This is a genomic window from Streptomyces sp. NPDC048523 (genome assembly GCF_043199815.1).
GTDB lineage: Bacteria > Actinomycetota > Actinomycetes > Streptomycetales > Streptomycetaceae > Streptomyces.
Window position 1 is genome coordinate 1 of sequence record NZ_JBICWQ010000013.1, and the last position, 18,257, is coordinate 18,257.

The 18,257-nt window shown below is 69.6% G+C and carries 15 protein-coding genes; 11 read left to right on the plus strand and 4 right to left on the minus strand.

The features are described from left to right. Nucleotides 1-348 precede the first annotated feature (348 nt). The 3 genes from ACGFWE_RS39560 to ACGFWE_RS39570 all read left to right on the plus strand — a co-directional run bounded on the left by ACGFWE_RS39560 (nt 349) and on the right by ACGFWE_RS39570 (nt 3,027). Entirely contained in the window at nt 349-858 is a 510-nt protein-coding gene (locus tag ACGFWE_RS39560) for a MarR family transcriptional regulator (protein WP_352392151.1), read from the plus strand. Nucleotides 859-913: 55 nt separating this feature from the next. Continuing rightward, the gene (locus ACGFWE_RS39565; protein WP_393605103.1) at nt 914-1,252 is read left to right on the plus strand and encodes a DUF3817 domain-containing protein; all 339 of its coding nucleotides are present in this window, start codon (nt 914-916) and stop codon (nt 1,250-1,252) included. 74 nt (nt 1,253-1,326) lie between these two features. Then, nucleotides 1,327-3,027, plus strand: a complete 1,701-nt coding sequence (locus tag ACGFWE_RS39570; protein WP_393605105.1) for a methylmalonyl-CoA mutase — start codon at nt 1,327-1,329, stop codon at nt 3,025-3,027. Nucleotides 3,028-3,056: 29 nt separating this feature from the next. Here ACGFWE_RS39570 and ACGFWE_RS39575 read toward each other — a convergent pair whose 3' ends face one another. Continuing rightward, complete coding sequence (locus tag ACGFWE_RS39575; protein ID WP_352392148.1) at nt 3,057-3,698, minus strand: TetR/AcrR family transcriptional regulator; 642 nt, start codon at nt 3,696-3,698, stop codon at nt 3,057-3,059. A gap of 232 nt (nt 3,699-3,930) precedes the next feature. Here ACGFWE_RS39575 and ACGFWE_RS39580 point away from each other — a divergent pair, with 232 nt between their 5' ends. From ACGFWE_RS39580 to ACGFWE_RS39615, 8 genes are all read left to right on the plus strand, one after another. Further along, on the plus strand, nt 3,931-4,908 hold the full coding sequence (locus ACGFWE_RS39580) for a tetratricopeptide repeat protein (protein ID WP_393605107.1): 978 nt from the start codon (nt 3,931-3,933) through the stop codon (nt 4,906-4,908). Nucleotides 4,909-5,537: 629 nt separating this feature from the next. Beyond that, nucleotides 5,538-6,191: a DUF6230 family protein gene (locus ACGFWE_RS39585; protein WP_352392146.1), complete on the plus strand. Its 654-nt coding sequence runs from the start codon at nt 5,538-5,540 to the stop codon at nt 6,189-6,191. Nucleotides 6,192-6,322: 131 nt separating this feature from the next. Beyond that, nucleotides 6,323-6,886 carry a DUF6114 domain-containing protein gene (locus ACGFWE_RS39590; protein WP_352392145.1) on the plus strand — a complete coding sequence of 188 codons (564 nt, stop codon included), beginning with the start codon at nt 6,323-6,325 and terminating at the stop codon, nt 6,884-6,886. Then, nucleotides 6,876-8,225, plus strand: a complete 1,350-nt coding sequence (locus ACGFWE_RS39595; protein WP_393605109.1) for a hypothetical protein — start codon at nt 6,876-6,878, stop codon at nt 8,223-8,225. The genes ACGFWE_RS39590 and ACGFWE_RS39595 overlap by 11 nt, the downstream gene beginning before the upstream one ends. Before the next feature lie 78 nt (nt 8,226-8,303). After that, nucleotides 8,304-11,222, plus strand: a complete 2,919-nt coding sequence (locus ACGFWE_RS39600; protein WP_393605111.1) for a hypothetical protein — start codon at nt 8,304-8,306, stop codon at nt 11,220-11,222. Nucleotides 11,223-11,243: 21 nt separating this feature from the next. Next, nucleotides 11,244-11,663, plus strand: coding sequence for a hypothetical protein (locus tag ACGFWE_RS39605; RefSeq protein ID WP_352392142.1), 420 nt, complete (start codon nt 11,244-11,246; stop codon nt 11,661-11,663). Then, entirely contained in the window at nt 11,660-12,055 is a 396-nt protein-coding gene (locus ACGFWE_RS39610) for a hypothetical protein (protein ID WP_393605113.1), read from the plus strand. Before ACGFWE_RS39605 ends, ACGFWE_RS39610 begins: the two co-directional genes overlap by 4 nt. A gap of 606 nt (nt 12,056-12,661) precedes the next feature. Beyond that, entirely contained in the window at nt 12,662-13,240 is a 579-nt protein-coding gene (locus ACGFWE_RS39615; protein WP_393605115.1) for a hypothetical protein, read from the plus strand. A gap of 82 nt (nt 13,241-13,322) precedes the next feature. Here the strand turns inward: ACGFWE_RS39615 and pyk are convergent, their stop codons facing one another. The 3 genes from pyk to pta all read right to left on the minus strand — a co-directional run bounded on the left by pyk (nt 13,323) and on the right by pta (nt 18,145). Beyond that, entirely contained in the window at nt 13,323-14,750 is a 1,428-nt protein-coding gene (gene pyk / locus ACGFWE_RS39620) for a pyruvate kinase (protein WP_352392139.1), read from the minus strand. A gap of 90 nt (nt 14,751-14,840) precedes the next feature. Then, on the minus strand, nt 14,841-16,049 hold the full coding sequence (locus tag ACGFWE_RS39625; RefSeq protein ID WP_352392138.1) for an acetate kinase: 1,209 nt from the start codon (nt 16,047-16,049) through the stop codon (nt 14,841-14,843). After that, nucleotides 16,046-18,145, minus strand: a complete 2,100-nt coding sequence (gene pta, locus ACGFWE_RS39630; protein ID WP_393605118.1) for a phosphate acetyltransferase — start codon at nt 18,143-18,145, stop codon at nt 16,046-16,048. The genes ACGFWE_RS39625 and pta overlap by 4 nt, the downstream gene beginning before the upstream one ends. Between the last annotated feature and the right edge of the window lie 112 nt (nt 18,146-18,257).

Sequence of the window (18,257 nt, forward strand, 5' to 3'; positions counted from 1 at the left end):
CGGGCGGTTGGCCGCGTACGGCGGGCAGGGGACGGGGTGGGGGGTGTCCGCCCGCAGCGGCCGGCGTCCGTTACCGAGCCCTGCTCAAAGGGACCGAGCCGCCGGACCGAGGACGGACGCCCCCCACCCCGGCACCGACCCACCCACCGAACCGCACGCGCTACACAAGCCCCCACCGAGGCCGCAGTTGCGCCGCAGGCACTCAGGGGCGCGGGGAACTGCGCACAACGCCCGCCCCCACCGGCCCGCACCCGAACCCGCACCCGAACCCGCACCCGCACTCGCACGCACCGTCTGAAAGGCGAGACGGTGCTGACCACGATGTGACCGGCCGGTAAGGTCGGTGCCGTGCCGAAGCCGCTCAGTCTTCCCTTCGACCCCATCGCCCGCGCCGACGAACTCTGGAAGCAGCGCTGGGGAAACGTGCCGTCCATGGCCGCGATCACCTCGATCATGCGCGCGCACCAGATCCTGCTCGGCGAGGTCGACGCGGTGGTCAAGCCGTACGGGCTGACGTTCGCGCGGTACGAGGCCCTGGTGCTGCTCAACTTCTCCAAGGCCGGCGAGCTCCCGATGTCGAAGATCGGCGAGCGGCTCATGGTGCATCCCACGTCGGTCACCAACACCGTGGACCGCCTGGTCAGGTCCGGTCTGGTCGACAAGCGCCCCAACCCCAACGACGGCCGCGGCACCCTCGCCTCCATCACCGACAAGGGCCGCGAGGTCGTCGAGGCGGCCACGCGGGACCTCATGGCGATGGACTTCGGGCTCGGCGTGTACGACGCCGAGGAGTGCGCGGAGATCTTCGCGATGCTGCGGCCGCTGAGGATCGCCGCGCGGGACTTCGACGAGGACTGACCCGGGGCATGACCCGGGGCAAGATCTCCCGGAACGGACGGTTACGCTCAATGCCATGAAGAAGAGCGTGCTGACCCGCTACCGCGTCCTGGCCTACGTCACCGGTGTGCTGCTGGTCCTGCTGTGCCTGAGCATGATCGCCAAGTACGGCCTCGACATCGACGGTGCCGCGGACTTCACCCGCGTCGTCGCCATCGCGCACGGCTGGCTGTACGTCGTCTACCTCGTCCTCGCCTTCGACCTGGGCTCCAAGGCGAAGTGGCCGGTCCCCAAGCAGCTGTGGGTCCTGCTCGCCGGGACGATTCCCACGGCGGCCTTCTTCGTGGAGCGGAAGATCAGCCACGAGCTGGAGGGCAAGATCGTCAACGCGTCTCCGGCGCCCGTCAAGGCGTAACCCCACCGCCGTACGGCACGCGTACGGCGGTCGTTCTTCGACGTTTACTTGGGCGTCCTAGTAACTTCGATGGTATGGACGCTGACGCCATCGAAGAGGGCCGCCGACGCTGGCAGGCCCGGTACGACGCCTCGCGGAAGCGCAAGGCGGACTTCAGCACGCTCTCCGGGGACCCCGTGGAGCCGGTGTACGGGCCGCGGCCGGGGGACAGGTACGAGGGCTTCGAGCGGATCGGGTGGCCGGGGGAGTACCCCTTCACGCGCGGGCTCTACCCGACCGGCTACCGGGGCCGGACCTGGACCATCCGGCAGTTCGCCGGGTTCGGGAACGCCGAGCAGACCAACGAGCGGTACAAGAAGATCCTCGCCAACGGGGGCGGTGGTCTGTCGGTCGCCTTCGACATGCCGACGCTCATGGGGCGGGACTCCGACGATCCGCGCTCGCTCGGCGAGGTCGGGCACTGCGGGGTCGCCATCGACTCGGCGGCCGACATGGAGGTCCTGTTCCGGGGCATCCCGCTGGGTGACGTGACGACGTCCATGACGATCAGCGGGCCCGCCGTCCCGGTCTTCTGCATGTACCTGGTCGCCGCCGAGCGGCAGGGCGTGGATCCGTCCGTCCTCAACGGCACGCTCCAGACCGACATCCTCAAGGAGTACATCGCGCAGAAGGAGTGGCTCTTCCAGCCCGGGCCGCACCTGCGCCTGATCGGCGACCTGATGGAGTACTGCACGGCCGGCATCCCCGCCTACAAGCCGCTGTCCGTCTCCGGGTACCACATCCGTGAGGCCGGTTCGACGGCCGCGCAGGAGCTGGCGTACACGCTCGCGGACGGGTTCGGGTACGTCGAGCTGGGGCTCAGTCGCGGGCTCGACGTCGACGTGTTCGCGCCCGGGCTGTCCTTCTTCTTCGACGCGCACGTCGACTTCTTCGAGGAGATCGCCAAGTTCCGTGCGGCGCGGCGCATTTGGGCGCGGTGGATGCGGGACGTGTACGGGGCCCGGTCCGAGAAGGCGCAATGGCTGCGATTCCACACCCAGACCGCCGGCGTCTCGCTGACCGCGCAGCAGCCGTACAACAACGTCGTCCGTACGGCGGTGGAGGCGCTCGCGGCGGTGCTGGGCGGGACCAACTCGCTGCACACCAACGCCCTGGACGAGACCCTCGCGCTGCCGAGCGAGCAGGCCGCGGAGATCGCGCTCAGGACTCAGCAGGTGCTCATGGAGGAGACCGGGGTCGCCAACGTGGCCGATCCGCTGGGGGGTTCGTGGTTCGTGGAGCAGCTGACGGACCGGATCGAGGCGGACGCGGAGAAGATCTTCGAGCAGATCAGGGAGCGGGGGCTCAGGGCGCATCCGGACGGGCGGCATCCCATCGGGCCCATCACGTCCGGGATTCTGCGGGGGATCGAGGACGGGTGGTTCACCGGCGAGATCGCGGAGGCGGCCTTCCGGTACCAACAAGCCCTGGAGAAGGCCGAGAAGAGGGTCGTCGGGGTGAACGTCCACCACGGGTCGGTCACCGGCGACCTGGAGATCCTGCGGGTGAGCCACGAGGTGGAGCGGGAGCAGGTGCGGGCGCTGAGCGGTCGTAGGGCCGCCCGGGACGAGACCGGCGTACGAACCGCCCTGGACAGCCTGCTCGCCTCCGCCCGCGACGGGTCCAACATGATCGGACCGATGCTGGACGCGGTGCGGGCGGAGGCGACGCTCGGGGAGATCTGCGGGGTGTTGCGGGAGGAGTGGGGGGTGTACACGGAACCGGCGGGATTCTGAGCTCACCCGCGTGCCTCACTCCATGCGCCTCACTCCATGCCGGTCCCCGCCGGACCCGTCCCCGTCAAACCCGTCAACAGCACCTGGGTGAAGCCGTGGACCCACGCCGCGTCCGCCGGTTCCGCGCTGACCAGCGTGCGGTGGACCACCGCCCCCGCCACCATGTCGAAGATCAGGTCGGCCGTGCGGGCCGCCTCGACGGGGTCCGCCTGCCCAGGGAGTTCGCCGCGGGCCTGGGCGCGTTCCCGGCCCTCCAGCACCAGCCGCTTCTGCCGGTCGACGATCGACGACCGGATGCGTTCGCGCAGTGCGTCGTCGCGGCACGACTCCGCCACCACCGCCATCAGGCCGTTCTTCGCCTCCGGACGCGCCAGGATCGCCGCGAACTGGAGGACCACGCCCTCGATGTCCGCGGCGAGGGTCCCGCTGTCGGGGAGTTCCAGCTCGTCGAAGAGTTCGGCCACCGCGTCGACGACGAGTTCGTTCTTGCCGGCCCAGCGCCGGTAGAGGGTGGTTTTCGCGACCCCCGCACGGGTAGCCACATCTCCCAGCGTCAGCTTCGACCAGCCCAGCTCGACCAGCGCCGCCCTCGTCGCCGCGAGGATCGCGGTGTCCGCGGCGGCGCTGCGCGGGCGGCCCGCGGCGCGGGGGGCGGGGGTGCTGCTCTGCATCCTCCGACCATAACCGGCCGTTCTCGAGTCGCAGTGAGAGAGATCACCGGGGAGGGGTACCAGGCAGGCACTCGGTGCCATTACGCTACGACTCGTAGCGAAAGCTCGCGACGGACGTACGCGAGCGGCGGCGCGCACGGCGCGGGGTGGGGACCCGGCGTCAGGACCGTGCCGCACGACCGGCTTTCACCATGCTTTTCACAGACGCGCGCTCACGGGGGAGGATAGACGCATGCAGCCACGGAACATGTCCATGAGCGGGGTCGTCGACCTCGCCGCGGTGAAAGCGGCCCAGGAGGCCAAGGCGAAGGCGGAGCAGGCGCGCGCCGAAGCGGCCCGGCACGGTGGCGGCCCGGGGGCCGTCTCCCCGGCCGATCTCGTCATCGACGTAGACGAGGCGGGTTTTGAACGCGAGGTTCTGCAGCGGTCCACCGAGGTCCCGGTCGTCATCGACTTCTGGGCCGAGTGGTGTGAGCCCTGCAAGCAGCTGAGCCCGGTGCTGGAGCAGCTCGTCGTCGAGTACAACGGACGCCTGCTCCTCGCCAAGATCGACGTCGACGCCAACCAGATGCTGATGCAGCAGTTCGGGGTGCAGGGCATCCCGGCCGTGTTCGCCGTTGTCGCCGGACAGGCCCTGCCGCTCTTCCAGGGCGCGGCCGGCAAGGAGCAGATCCAGCAGACCCTGGACCAGCTGGTGCAGGTCGCCGAGCAGCGCTTCGGACTGACCGGCCTCGCCGTCGACCCGGACGCCGAGCCGGGCGCCGCCCCGCAGCCCGCGGCCGTGCCGGCGGGCCCGTACGACGCCCTCCTCGAAGCCGCCGTACGCGCCCTGGACGCCGGGGACTTCGGCGGTGCCGTCCAGGCGTACAAGAACGTACTGAGTGACGACCCCGGTAACAGCGAGGCCAAACTGGGGCTCGCCCAGGCCGAGTTGCTCCACCGGGTGCAGAGCCTCGACCCGCAACAGGTGCGCAAGGAGGCGGCCGAGAAGCCGGGCGACGCGCAGGCGCAGATCGCCGCCGCCGACCTCGATCTGGTCGGCGGGCATGTCGAGGACGCCTTCGGGCGGCTCATCGACACCGTGCGGCGCACGGCGAGCGACGAGCGAGACACCGTACGGCTGCGGCTCCTTGAGCTCTTCGAGGTCGTCGGTGCCGACGACCCGCGGGTGGCGGCGGCGCGCAGGGCCCTGTCCCGCGCCCTGTTCTGACCAGTTGCTAAACACTCCGCCATGTGATGCCGGAGTGAAAAATTTGCCGTCGGGAGACCACTGCGGCCGCACTTTGCCAAAACTTGGCAATTGCGGCCGCTGTTACTTCCAGTAAGCCAGAGGCGTTGATCTGTCGGGTTCTGTCCATCGATCAACTGCTTTGTCATCCCCCTGGTTGCCACCCAGCGTCGCCGACCGAGATCAGCGGGTCGTTGTTCGGTTATCCGCCCGTTACTACCGAGTAACGAAGCCCCTTGTGCGGGCGGCGAGAATGCACCACGATCGGCGACGCTCGGTCCTTTCCCGTACCCCGACAGCCGGTCGGGGCAAGGGATTCCGTGGGTCCCCACCGAGCAGAGCCGGCGGCAGGTGCGCCGGCTCTTGGACAGGGGGGTCTTCGCCCATCCGGCGAAGCCTGTCCAGCAAGGTTGTGCGTGATGCGTGTCAGGCGCGACCAGTGGTTGTGTCGCTCGGGGGTGATCGCCGGTGATCGGTGCGCGGTTCGCGCCTCCGAGGGCGGGCGCTCTCCTTCCCGAGGACGTAGCACTTCTCCCATCCCTGCCCGGCTGAGCCGCCTTTCGACAGGCGGCAGTCAGGGCCAGGAGATGTACGTCCGAGAAGGAGGAAATATGGAGTCCCAGGTGCGTGGCGGGACAAGATGGAAGCGGTTCGCTGTGGTGATGGTGCCCAGCGTTGCCGCCACGGCGGTGATAGGTGTCGCCCTCGCACAGGGCGCGCTTGCCGCGTCGTTCAGTGTGTCGGGGCAGGAGTTCAAGGTCAAAGCCGGCAAGCTCGTCGGCTACGACATGAACCAGTACGGCGCCATCGACTCGGGCAAGGGTCTTGATGGCAAGGACCAGGCGCACCCGGTGTCGGTTTCGGCGTTCGGCACCGCCGAAATCACCAACATGTGTCAGTCCGTGGTCACCCCGGTCCCGTTCCTGAACACGTCGGTCACCCTGAAGCTGACCGCCGGTGACAAGGGCAAGGCTGTAGAAGCCGAGAACATCTACATCGATGTCGCTCAACTCGACTCGACAGAGGCCGTGTTCTCGGACATCAACATCGGTGTTCCGGCCGGTACCACCAGCGGGAACACCCCGAAGCCCAAGACCGCGGACGGGGAGAAGTCCAGCCCGTTCGGGTTCGCTCAGCAGGCCAAGAAGGCCGAACTGACCAATGTGGAGCAGACGGCGTGGGCCACCACGGCCGGCAGCTTCAAGCTCTCCGGCCTCCACATGGAGCTGAACTGGGGCTCGGGCAAGAAGGTCGAGTGCTACTAGGCGCTCAGTGACGGGCGGGGGAGCCGTTACTGTCCCCCGCCTGCCATCTCTGGCCCGCCGCCTTCGGATCCCCCACATTCTTCGCGATACACCCTCATCAAGAGCAATGCCGCACCAGGGAGCTGTTTTCCATGAGCGCCGAGAGTCCTGCCGCGCCCGGCCAGTTCGCCCACCGGAGGCAGCAGTTCCGCGCCTGGCGGGGCACCCGCCCGTTCTGGGCGGGGCTGTTCGTCATGATCAGCGGCGTTCCGATCATGTACTTCCCGTACGCGCACATCCAGCTCGGTGGCCTGACCCTGGCCATGGCCACCACGGCGGGCGCAGGATCCCTGATCATCGGTGTCCTGCTTGTCGTCCTGGGCTTCACCCTCTGGTTCCAGAAGCACGTACGCACCTTCGCGGGTATCGCGGCGATCCTGCTCGGGCTGGTGTCCCTCCCCGTCTCCAACTTCGGCGGCTTCATCGTCGGCTTCCTCTTCGCGTTGTTCGGCGGGGCGATGGCCGTGGCGTGGGCACCGGGCGCACGGCCCGCGAAGGAGCCGGCCGCGCAGGACACGACCGGTGAGGACGACGCGCCCGAGGCCACGGACTACGACACCACGCTCCTGCGGCCGGTGAACCCGGTGGGCGAGCCGAACGATCTGTCAGGAACGAGCCCGGTCAACGGGGCGAACGGGAGGCACAGTGCCGGCTGACGAGGTGACCCACGGGGCTGACGTGGACGCGTCCCGTGCGAGATCCGGGCCCCGCCACGCGGCACCCAAGAAGCCGCTGTTCAACAGGTTCCACATGCCGGCCGGCAAGGCGATAGCCATGGCGGCGATGCCGACGGCCGTGCTCATGGGCATCGGGTTCACGCCGACGCTCGCGCTGGCCGACGACGCGCCGACCGCGAAGAGCCTGACGGCGGACGAGTACAAGGACTGCGTCGCGGCACTGACCGGCAGCGCGTCCCCGTCCGCCTCGGCGAGTTCGTCCCCGTCCACCGGTGACACCACGGCGACTCCGTCCCCGTCGGCCTCCTCCGGCTCGGGGTCGGACTCCGGCTCGGGCTCGAACGGCTCCTCCTCGTCGGATTCGGGTTCCGACGACAAGGCCGCCACGCCCACGCCTTCGGCGTCCGCCTCCGCCGGCAAGGGGGAGAGCTCCTCCTCCGGCTCCGGCGGCTCCGCCACCGCCACGCCGTCCCCGTCGCCCTCCGCGAGCGACGACGGCAACCTGCTGACGGAGATCGGCGACGCGATCACCGGGATCTTCACGGGCGGCTCCGGCTCCGGGTCCGGCGATGCGTCCAGCGCAAGCCCTACGCCGACCCCCTCGGCCTCGGCGTCCAAGAGCGCCGACGACAGCGCGGGCGGCACTGCGGGCGACACCGTCAAGGAGACGACCGACAAAGTCACCGACACGGTGAAGAACACCGTGAAGGACACGACCGACTCGGCGTCCGAGGCGGCGAAGGACACCAGCAAGGCCGTGGAGGACGCCACCAAGGCGGCCGAGGAGGCGGCGGCGGACGCCACGGCCTCCCCGAGCCCGTCGGCGAGTTCCAGTACGGACCCTGAGGACTGCCCGGCCGCCACGGACGACGTCGGCGACACCGAGCCCGGTGTGACCGTGGCGGACAACGCCTGGACCCTCAAGGCCAGTTCGCTGCTGCTCAAGGGAGCCGACTACCAGGGTGTCGTCAAGGTCAGGACCGCGAGCGGCAAGACCAAGAAGGTGCTGAAGTACGTCATCTCCGGCGGCACCGAGATCGGTGACCTCCACCAGATCGTCACCGAGCAGGGCACCACGTACCACGTGCAGGCGGGCAAGGGCATGAAGCCGTCCACGATCACCGGCGACAAGACGATCATGTACACCGAGAGCATCTCCGGCAACCTGCTGGGGCTGATCCCGGTCACGTTCAGCCCGGACAGCCCCCCGCCGCTGAACATCCCGCTGATCTACTTCACCAATGTGACGGTCCAGCAGGCCGCCCAGTACGGCGGGACGCTGACCGTGCCCGGGATGCGCCAGTACACCACCGACTGACCTCACCCCCGAACTTTTCCGGGAGCCGCAGAAGACTGTGCCCCGCTGGGCGTTGAACCCGGCGGGGCACAGTCGTGCGTGTGTGGGGCGACGGTCCGGCAGGCCTGGCTCGCCGACCAGATCCTCTACTGGCAGAAGTACTGGACGGCGCACAAGGACGCCCTCAACTACCCAACGAAGGCTCAGTTCACCAAGGCTACGGCGGATCTGAACGCCGCGAAGACAGCCGCGGCCAAGCAGGTCGCGGTGGCGGACGCGGCGGCCGCCCGGGCCAAGACGGCGGCGGAGACCGCGGGCACTCAGCAGTCCAAGGCGTGGGCGATCGCCGACGCGGCCAGGCTGCCGCGCGGCCGGGGTCTGCTGTACGCGCAGCAGGCGGTGCAGGTCACCAAGGCCTCTGCCGCTGCGGCCCAGGCTGCGGCGAAGGCCACGCTGACGGCGTCGAATGCGGCGAAGGCCACCGTGGCGGACTCCCAGACGCTGCTGGCGCTGGCGAAGACCCAGACACACGCACTGAACACGGAGTTCCGCAAGACGGCGGCGCTGGAGGCCAAGGCGCAGGCGAAGGCCGCGGCTGAGTCCGCCGCCAAGCTGGCCACGGAGGCCGCGGCCAACGCCGCCACCGCGAAGACCGCCCGCGCAACCGCCGAGAAGGCGGAGCAGACCGCCAAGACCCAGGCCGCCGAGGCGAAGCGGCAGCGCGGGATCGCGGAGGCCGAGAAGGCCACCGCCGAGCGGGAGCGCGACATCGCGGCGAGCGAGCGGGCGAAGGCCAACGCCGCCGAGGAGCGGGCACGGGGCGAGCAGGACAACGCCAGGCAGGCCCGCACGGCCGCGGAGGCAGCCGGCTCGACGGCGACGGAGAAGCTGGCGGCGGCGGAGGATGCCGAAGCGCGCGCGTTCACCGCGCGCAATCGGGCGGTCAAGGCCGAGCAGGAGAAGAACGCCACCGCCTCCCGGGCGGCCGCGCTGGAGTCCGCAGCCGCTGCGGCCGACGGCACCCAGGCCGCGGGCGAGACACGGCAGGCGGCCACGGAGGCCCGTACCGCCGCCAACGAGGCGGCGGGCGCGGCGACCCGGGCCCGTACGGCGGCGAACGAGGCGAGCACCGCGGCGGTGAACGCCCGCGCGGCGGCGACCCGTGCCGAGGGGGCGGCCAAGCGGTCCCGGTCCGCCGCCGAGGCGGCCCAGTCGGCGTACGCGAAGACTCACGCGGCCGCGGTCACCGCGCACGCCGCAGCGGCCGAGGCGATCGATGCCGCGGCGTCGGCGAAGGAGAACGCCAAGAAGGCGGACGCCGAGGCCAAGAAGGCCCAGGCCGCGGCGATCACCGCGCGCAAGGAGGCCACCGCGGCGGTGGCCGAGTCCGCCAAGACGGCCGCCTGGTCGGCGAAGACCGCCGGTTACGCCGCCGCCACGGCGCAGTACGCGCAGGGCGCCCGGGATGCCGCCAGCGCGGTGACCAAGGCGGCCGACGAGGCGATCAGCATCGGCTCCCCGTACCGCGAGAGCGACACCTCGGCGGCGTACGCGGTCCTGATCGGCCAGACCTCCAAGACCCTCGCCGAGCAGCAGGCCAGCGCGGCCAAGGCCAAGTCGGACGAGGCGAAGAAGGCGGCGGCGCAGGCCAAGGCGCTCTTCGACAAGGCCGCAGGCGACGCGAAGATCGCCCTCCAAGCGGCGGCCGACGCCGCGGACTACGCCGTGCAGGCGGTCAACTCCGCGGCGGCGGCCAACGCTTCGGCGGCCGCCGCGGCGACCGACGCGGCAGCCGCGAAGAAGGCCGACGCGAACGCCCAGAAGTACGACGAGCAGGCGGGCACCGACGCCTTCTACGCCAACTTCGCCGCGAACGACGCCGAGTCCGCGGCCGCCCAGGCCGACCGCGACGCCACGGAGGCCGAGAGGGACGCGTCGAGCGCCCGCTCCGCGGCCACCAGCGCCGAGCAGGACGCGTCGGCGGCGGATCAGGTCGCGACCTATGCCGAGTCGGACGCCACCAAGGCCGAGACGGCGGCGTCCAACGCAGAGGGCTCGGCCAGGGAGGCGGACGCTGCCGCGACCCGCGCCGAGGAGGCGGAGCGCAAGCGGCTGGCGGAACTGCGCAAGGAGCGTTCGGAGAAGGCGCCCGACGTCGGCCCGGCCCTGTCCTCCGATGAGGAGGCGGCCCTGCTGCGCATGTGCGGGCAGGAGTGCGTGGACCAGTACCGTGCGGCGCGCGACCTGGCGTCCATGAACCTGCTGGACTGGGTCAAGCAGAACGGCGGTGAGATCCTCCTCGACTACATCGGCTGGACCGACCTGAAGAACTGCCTGAACAAGGGCGACGTCGAGAGCTGTCTGTGGACCCTGGCCAACGCGATCGGCGCGGCCGTCCCGCTCGCCAAGATCCCCGCCCTGGGCAAGGCGATCATCCGGATCTCCTCAGGAGTCGTCGGCTTCTTCGAGAAGTCGGCGAAGGCGAAGAAGACGCTCGACAAGCTACGCAAGCTGGCGGAAAAGGCGAAGAAGGAACCGGACCTGCCGGCCTGTGTGCGCAAGAAGTCTGCGAAGGCGGTGGCGCTCTCGGGGGCGGCGTCCTTCACCTCGGCGTCCATTTCCGTGTCCGAGGCAACCGCCTCGGGCGACGACGGGCCGGACATGTGCGACCTGGACCCGCTGCAGAACTTGTCCTACGAGATTCTGGACAAGCTCGACGAGAAGTACGGGGCGGACGTGGCTGACGGCATCGAGTACCAGTGGAAGCGGATGCAGGGAGGCAGCAAGGAAGCGGGCGATCACAACATCCCGGGTGTCGGCCGGGATCTGACAGCCATGGCCGAGTACTTCCAGAAGTGGCGCGGAAAGGCCACGCACAAGGACTCGCGGACGGGTAACGGGGTCGCCTACGACGACGACAAGGGTGTGATCGTCATCATCACAGCCCGATTCATCCACGGCTACAAACTGCCCAAGGCAGACTTCATGACTCCGGGCCGGTATGTGCCGAAAAAGTAGCGAGCGGGAGGAGGAGAACCAATGCGAACGGAGTTGGAGCTAAGCCGCGACGGAGACGATTTCGTCGCGCGGCTCGACGCGTCCCAGGCAAGCGCCCTTCAGGAAGCACTGAGCTACGCGCGCTGTGACCATGCCACGGACGCGTATCTCAGTGTGCTGCTCGGTGTCGGCCGGGATGTGGTCGACGGCATCGTGGCACGGCTGAGTGGCCCGCAGACGGAACCCTTCGAGGTGCGGTTCCGGCCGCAGGAGCTGCACGTAGTGCTGAGCGCGCTGACGAACGCGGCCACGCATTTCGTCTCCAGTGAGGGCCTTTTCTCGCAGGAAGCCTTCCTCGTGCGGCTGGGTTTCTACCGAGAGAACTTCGATGCCCTGGCGCTGGCCATCGGTAATGCGGCATACAGGGCGTACGAGACTGAGGCCCACGAGGTGACCGAATGAGAAGGCTGCGCATCCGGCTCACCCGCGACGGAAAGGACGTGGTTGCCCGGATCAGCCCGTACCAGGCGGACATCCTCTACCGTGCACTGGAACTGGTGCGAGGCAGGAACCTCGGGACCGCAGCCCTTGCCGTCCAGGTCGGCGTCGGCCCTGAAGTCGTGAACTCACTAGCCGCACGGTTCGCGGGTGAACACACCGAGTCATTCGAACTCCGGCTGTCGGCCGCCGAACTCCATGTTCTCCATAGTGCCTTGACTGCCGCACCGCTGATGTTCCTGGACGGTCGCGACCGGCTGTTCTCGGAAGAGCGGTTCCACCAGGAGACAGGCTCGTTCAGGGAGCATTTCGACTCCCTGGCGCGCAGCCTCGTGGAAGAAGTCTCCGAGGCATGACCTTGACGAGGGCCCGTGAGCTTACACTCCGGGCCCTCGTCCCGTTCGGTAGCTCTCCTTGTCCGGGGGCGCACGGACGGCTCTCAGCCGGAGCCAGTCGGATCAGTCGGCGATGCGTTCACCGACCGCTTTCGGCCGGCAGAGCGCCCCGTTCGAGCGAGGCCGGGACCCCGAGTTCCCGTGCCCGGCGTGCTGAGAAATGCGCACGGAAGGCGGGAGTACGCATCCGACGACCCCTGAGGTGAGCGGACTGTCCGGTTCCATGGAAACGGCCTCGAACAGCAGAGGCAGCGCAGCAGGGGCGCCACTGCCGCACGGTAGAGCGCCCAGCGCTCGTGCCCGTCGGCGAACGACGCCTCGGATTCGCATGGCCTGGGCTGGTTGCCGCAGCAGCTCGCCGAGGGGTGGGGAGGGATCAGCAGCCACCCGCCTTGAACCTCTCCATGGAGCCTGGCTCTTCACGCCGTACTGGTTTCGGACTCCGCATCGTTCGCGGCCATACCGGCGTAGACGGCGTCGGAGCCTGCCTGCCGGTCGTAGGGCCGAAGGCGGCGGTGCCGAACAGCTCGGCAAGGAGATGTTCGAGGCGGCGGGGGTGATGTTCGGGTGACCGGGGCCTTCGAGGAGCTCGACCGGCTCGACCTCGACGGCCATGTGCGTCGCTGGTCGGCGCCGGGCGTCGCCACGGTCGACGGAGACGTGAGCCAGTGGATGGCCGCAGCCCAGCAGTTCGCCGCCCGGCTCCAGGTCCGCCCGGAGGGGCCGACCTGGCTGACCGAGGAGCAGTGGGGCGAGGTCGGGCACGCGTGGGCGGCGCTGCTGGCGGCTGCCGAGCGGTCCGTCGGTGAGCAGGGCAACGAGTGGCTGCTACGGGACCTCTGGCTGCGGTCCTGGCTCCTGGACCACATGGGGCCGTGCGCCGGTGTCGCATTGCTCGACCCCGAGGCCGTGCTCGAACGCGCGCTTGCCGCCATGCCCATGTCCGTCGAGGAGGCCGACAGGTCGGCCTCGTGGTGGCGGGAGGTGAAACCGGACGAGATCCTGACGTTCCGTGAGCGGATCCTGGAGCTTCGGATGATCCGACGGTTGCTCGCCACGGTGAGGCCGCTGGCCGCGCATCTCGCGGATCATCCCCGTTGGAGTGAGGTCGAGGAGTGGGCGCGGGTGGCTGAAGCACTGCCGTAGCCCCCGTCTCCGGCGACGACCGAGGGCGCCCCCTGCCACAGGGAGCGCCCTCGGTGTCGTACAGCCTCTTACTGTCAGCCTCTTACTGGGCCGCGCCGCTCAGGTGATGCACCCGCAGCATGTTGGTGGTGCCGGCGACGCCGGGGGGTGAGCCGGCCGTGATGATGACGATCTCGCCCGGGTTGAAGCGGTTGATCTTGGCGATCTCCTGGTCGACCATGTCGACCATCTCGTCCGTGGTGTTCACGAACGGCACCACGTGCGACTCCACGCCCCAGCTGAGCGCCAGCTGGTTGCGGGTGTTCTCGTCGGTGGTGAAGGCGATGATCGGCTGCTGGGCGCGGTAGCGCGACAGGCGCCGGGCGGTGTCGCCGGACTGGGTGAAGGCCACCAGGCCCCGGCCGCCGAGGAAGTCGGCGATCTCGCAGGCCGCGCGGGCGACCGAACCACCCTGGGTGCGGGGCTTCTTGCCGGGGACCAGCGGCTGCAGGCCCTTCGACATCAGCTCCTGCTCGGCGGCGACGACGATCTTCGACATCGTCTTGACGGTCTCGATCGGGTAGGCGCCCACGCTCGACTCCGCCGACAGCATGACCGCGTCCGCGCCGTCCAGGATCGCGTTGGCCACGTCGGAGGCCTCGGCGCGGGTCGGGCGGGAGTTGGTGATCATCGACTCCATCATCTGGGTCGCCACGATCACCGGCTTGGCGTTGCGGCGGCACAGCTCGATGAGGCGCTTCTGCACCATGGGGACCTTCTCGAGCGGGTACTCGACGGCCAGGTCACCGCGGGCCACCATGACGGCGTCGAACGCCATCACGACGTCCTCCATGTTGTCCACCGCCTGCGGCTTCTCCACCTTGGCGATGACGGGGACCCGGCGGCCCTCCTCGTCCATCACCTTGTGGACGTCGGCCACGTCCTTGGCGTCCCGGACGAAGGACAGCGCGACCATGTCGCAGCCCATGCGCAGCGCGAAACGGAGGTCCTCGACGTCCTTCTCGCTCAGCGCGGGGACGTTGACCGCCGCGCCGGGCAGGTTGATGCCCTTGTGGTCGGAGACGACACCGCCCTCGATGACCATCGTCTTGACCCGCGGGCCCTCGACATCCAGGACCTTCAGCTCGACGTTGCCGTCGTTGATGAGGATCTGGTCGCCGCGGGAGACGTCACCGGGCAGGCCCTTGTAAGTGGTCCCGCAGATGGTCTTGTCACCCGGGACGTCCTCGGCGGTGATGACGAACTCGTCACCGCGCTCCAGCTCCACCGGGCCCTCGGCGAAGGTCTCCAGGCGGATCTTGGGGCCCTGCAGGTCGGCGAGGACACCGATGGCCCGGCCGGTCTCCTTGGCGGCGGCACGGACGCGGTCGTACCGACCCTGGTGCTCGGCGTGCGTGCCGTGGCTGAAGTTGAAACGGGCCACGTTCATGCCGGCTTCGATCAGCGAGACCAGCATCTCGTGGGAGTCGACCGCGGGGCCGAGAGTACAGACGATTTTCGAACGGCGCATGGAGCGATCCTATCGGTTTGTTTCCCTGCGGAATATTCCGTCTGGCGGAAGATACAAATGGGCGGGGTCGCGCTCAGTTGCGGTTACTGCTCAGTCGCTTTTTTCTTCGACCAGTGCGTAGGTCTGTGTCGCGATTTCCAATTCTTCGTCCGTCGGCACCACGGCCACCGCCACCCGGGCGTCCGCCGGCGAGATCAGTCGCGGCTCGTCGCTCCGTACGGCGTTCAGCGCGTCGTCCACCGCCAGGCCCAGGGACTCCAGGCCCGCCACGGCGGCCTCGCGCACCGGTGCCGCGTTCTCCCCGACGCCGGCCGTGAACGCGATCGCGTCCACGCGGCCGAGCACCGCGTAATAGGCGCCGATGTACTTCTTCAACCGGTGAATGTAGATGTCGAATGCGAGCTTCGCCTGTTCGTCACCCTCGTCGACCCGGCGGCGGATCTCCCGCATGTCGTTGTCCCCGCACAAGCCGATCAACCCGCTCTTCTTGTTGAGAAGAGTGTCGATCTCGTCCGTGGACATTTTGCCAACACGCATCAAATGGAAGATGACGGCGGGGTCCAGGTCTCCGGAGCGGGTACCCATCACGAGTCCCTCCAAAGGCGTCAGCCCCATGGAGGTGTCCACGCACCTGCCGGCCCGGACCGCGGAGGCGCTCGCGCCGTTGCCCAGGTGCAGCACGATCACGTTGACGTCCTCGGGCGCCCTGCCGAGCAGCTTCGCGGTCGCCCGGGACACGTACGCGTGCGAGGTGCCGTGGAAGCCGTAGCGCCGGACGCGGTGGGCGTCGGCGGTCTCCACGTCGATCGCGTAGCGCGCCGCGGACTCCGGCATCGTGGTGTGGAACGCGGTGTCGAAGACGGCCACCTGGGGCAGGTCCGGGCGCAGCGCCCGCGCGGTGCGGATGCCGGTGAGGTTGGCCGGGTTGTGCAGCGGGGCGACCGGGATCAGCCGCTCGATCTCGGCGAGCACGGCCTCGTCGATCACCGTCGGCTCGGTGAAGGTCTTGCCGCCGTGCACGACCCGGTGCCCGATGGCGGCCAGCTCGGGGGAGTCCAGGCCGAGGCCGTCCTTCGCCAGCTCCTCGGCCATGGCCTTCAGGGCGGCGTCGTGGTCGGCGATGGGGCCGGTCCACTCACGCGACTCGCCGCCCCGAGGTGTGTGCCTCAGTCGCGAGGACTGCTCACCGATGCGCTCGACGAGTCCCGCCGCGAGCCTGCTGCTGTCCCGCATGTCGAGCAACTGGTACTTCACCGACGACGAGCCGGAGTTGAGGACGAGGACGCGGGTGGCGCTCACTGTGCGGTGGCCTTTTCTGTCGCGAGGGTCGAGGTCTGGGCCTGGATCGCCGTGATGGCGACGGTGTTGACGATGTCCGAGACGAGGGCGCCCCGGGACAGGTCGTTGACGGGCTTGCGCAGGCCCTGGAGCACCGGCCCGACGGCGATCGCCCCGGCCGACCGCTGCACGGCCTTGTAGGTGTTGTTGCCGGTATTGAGGTCCGGGAAGATCAGGACCGTTGCCTGCCCGGCCACGTCCGACTCCGGCAGCTTGGTCTCCGCGACGGTCGGCTCGACCGCGGCGTCGTACTGGATCGGCCCCTCGATCCTCAGGTCGGGCCGCCGCTGCCGTACCAGCTCGGTGGCCTCGCGCACCTTGTCCACGTCGGCGCCCGAGCCCGACGTACCGGTGGAGTACGACAGCATCGCGATCCGCGGCTGCACACCGAACTGCTCGGCGGTCGCCGCCGACTGGATGGCGATGTCGGCGAGCTGCACGGCGTCGGGATCGGGGTTCACGGCGCAGTCGCCGTACACCAGCACCTTGTCGGCGAGGCACATGAAGAAGACCGACGAGACGATGTCGGCGTCCGGCTTGGTCTTGATGATCTCGAAGGCCGGGCGGATCGTCGCCGCCGTGGAGTGCACCGAGCCGGACACCATGCCGTCGGCGAGGCCCTCCTGGACCATCAGCGTGCCGAAGTAGTTCACGTCGGAGACGACGTCGTAGGCGAGCTCTACGGTGACGCCCCGGTGGGCCCGCAGGGCCGCGTACTTCTCGGCGAAGGCGTCGCGCAGTTCGGAGGTCGCCGGGTCGATCAGCCGGCAGTCGCCGAGGTCGATGCCGAGGTCGGCGGCCTTCTTGCGGATCTGGTCGACCGGGCCGAGCAGCGTGAGGTCGCAGACGCCCCGGCGCAGCAGGACCTCGGCCGCGTGCAGCACGCGCGGCTCGGTGCCCTCGGGGAGCACGACCCGGCGCTTGTCGGAGCGGGCCGTCTCCAGGAGCTTGTGCTCGAACATCATCGGCGTGAGGCGGTCGCTGCTCGGCGCGGAGACCCGGCGGGCGAGCTCGGCGGTGTCGACGTACCGCTCGAAGAGACCGAGCGCGGTCTCCGCCTTGCGGGGCGTGGCGGCGCTCAGCTTCCCTTCCAGGGCGAAGAGTTCGGCGGCGGTGGGGAAGCTGTTGCCCGCGACCGACAGCACCGGGGTGCCGGGGGCCAGGCGGGCGGCGAGGGTGAGGACCTCGTCGCTCGGCACCTCGTTCAGGGTGAGCAGCACCCCGGCTATCGGCGGGGTGCCGGCGCTGTGCGCGGCGAGCGAGCCGACGACCAGGTCCGCGCGGTCGCCCGGGGTGACCACCAGGCAGCCCGGGGTCAGGGCGTTCAGGAAGTTCGGCAGCATCGCGCCGCCGAACACGAAGTCCAGCGCGTCCCGGGCGAGCCCGGAGTCGTCGCCGAGGATCACCTTGGCGCCGAGCGCCTGGCCGATCTGGGCGACGGTGGGCGCGGCGAGCGCGGGCTCGTCCGGCACGACATAGCAGGGCACGGGCATACGGCCCCGGAGCCGCTCGGCGATCTCGTCGCGGTCCTCGCGGGCCACCCGGTTGGTGACCATGGCGAGGACGTCGCAGCCCAGGCTGTCATAGGCCCGGTAGGCGTTGCGGGTCTCCGCGAGCACCGACTCGGCGGGCTGCGTGCGACCGCCCACGACCGGGATCACGGAGGCGCCGAACTCGTTGGCGAGCCGGGCGTTGAGCGCGAGCTCGTCCGGCAGCTGGGTGTCGGCGAAGTCGGTGCCGAGGACCAGGACGACGTCGAAGTCGCGGGCCACCAGGTGGAAGCGGTCCACCAGGGTGGAGACCAACTCGTCGGTGCCGCGCTCGGCCTGCAGCGCGGAGGCCTCCTGGTAGTCGAGGCCGTAGACGGTGGCCGGGTCCTGGGTGAGCCGGTAGCGGGCGCGCAGCAGCTCGAAGAGCCGGTCGGGACTGTGGTGCACCAGCGGCCGGAACACCCCCACCCGGTCGACCTGGCGGGTCAGCAGCTCCATCACCCCCAGCTCGACGACCTGGCGGCCGTCGCCGCGGTCGATCCCGGTCACGTACACGCTGCGGGTCACGCGAGCTCACTCCGTTTCCTGGACGGCATAAAAATCGCCCACCTAGGTGAGCAGAACCCTCTTGACAGTACCCCGATCGATGGATAAGGCGCCCGTCAGCATGGGATGCGAC

Excerpts from the sequence above, each read along its gene's own strand:
- ACGFWE_RS39605 (WP_352392142.1), top strand. The coding sequence starts at position 11,244 with ATGCGAACGGAGTTGGAGCTAAGCCGCGACGGAGACGATTTCGTCGCG.
- ACGFWE_RS39580 (WP_393605107.1), top strand. The coding sequence starts at position 3,931 with ATGCAGCCACGGAACATGTCCATGAGCGGGGTCGTCGACCTCGCCGCG.
- ACGFWE_RS39575 (WP_352392148.1), bottom strand. The coding sequence starts at position 3,698 with ATGCAGAGCAGCACCCCCGCCCCCCGCGCCGCGGGCCGCCCGCGCAGC.
- ACGFWE_RS39590 (WP_352392145.1), top strand. The coding sequence starts at position 6,323 with ATGAGCGCCGAGAGTCCTGCCGCGCCCGGCCAGTTCGCCCACCGGAGG.
- ACGFWE_RS39570 (WP_393605105.1), top strand. The coding sequence starts at position 1,327 with ATGGACGCTGACGCCATCGAAGAGGGCCGCCGACGCTGGCAGGCCCGG.
- pyk (WP_352392139.1), bottom strand. The coding sequence starts at position 14,750 with ATGCGCCGTTCGAAAATCGTCTGTACTCTCGGCCCCGCGGTCGACTCC.
- ACGFWE_RS39565 (WP_393605103.1), top strand. The coding sequence starts at position 914 with ATGAAGAAGAGCGTGCTGACCCGCTACCGCGTCCTGGCCTACGTCACC.
- ACGFWE_RS39585 (WP_352392146.1), top strand. The coding sequence starts at position 5,538 with ATGGAGTCCCAGGTGCGTGGCGGGACAAGATGGAAGCGGTTCGCTGTG.
- ACGFWE_RS39610 (WP_393605113.1), top strand. The coding sequence starts at position 11,660 with ATGAGAAGGCTGCGCATCCGGCTCACCCGCGACGGAAAGGACGTGGTT.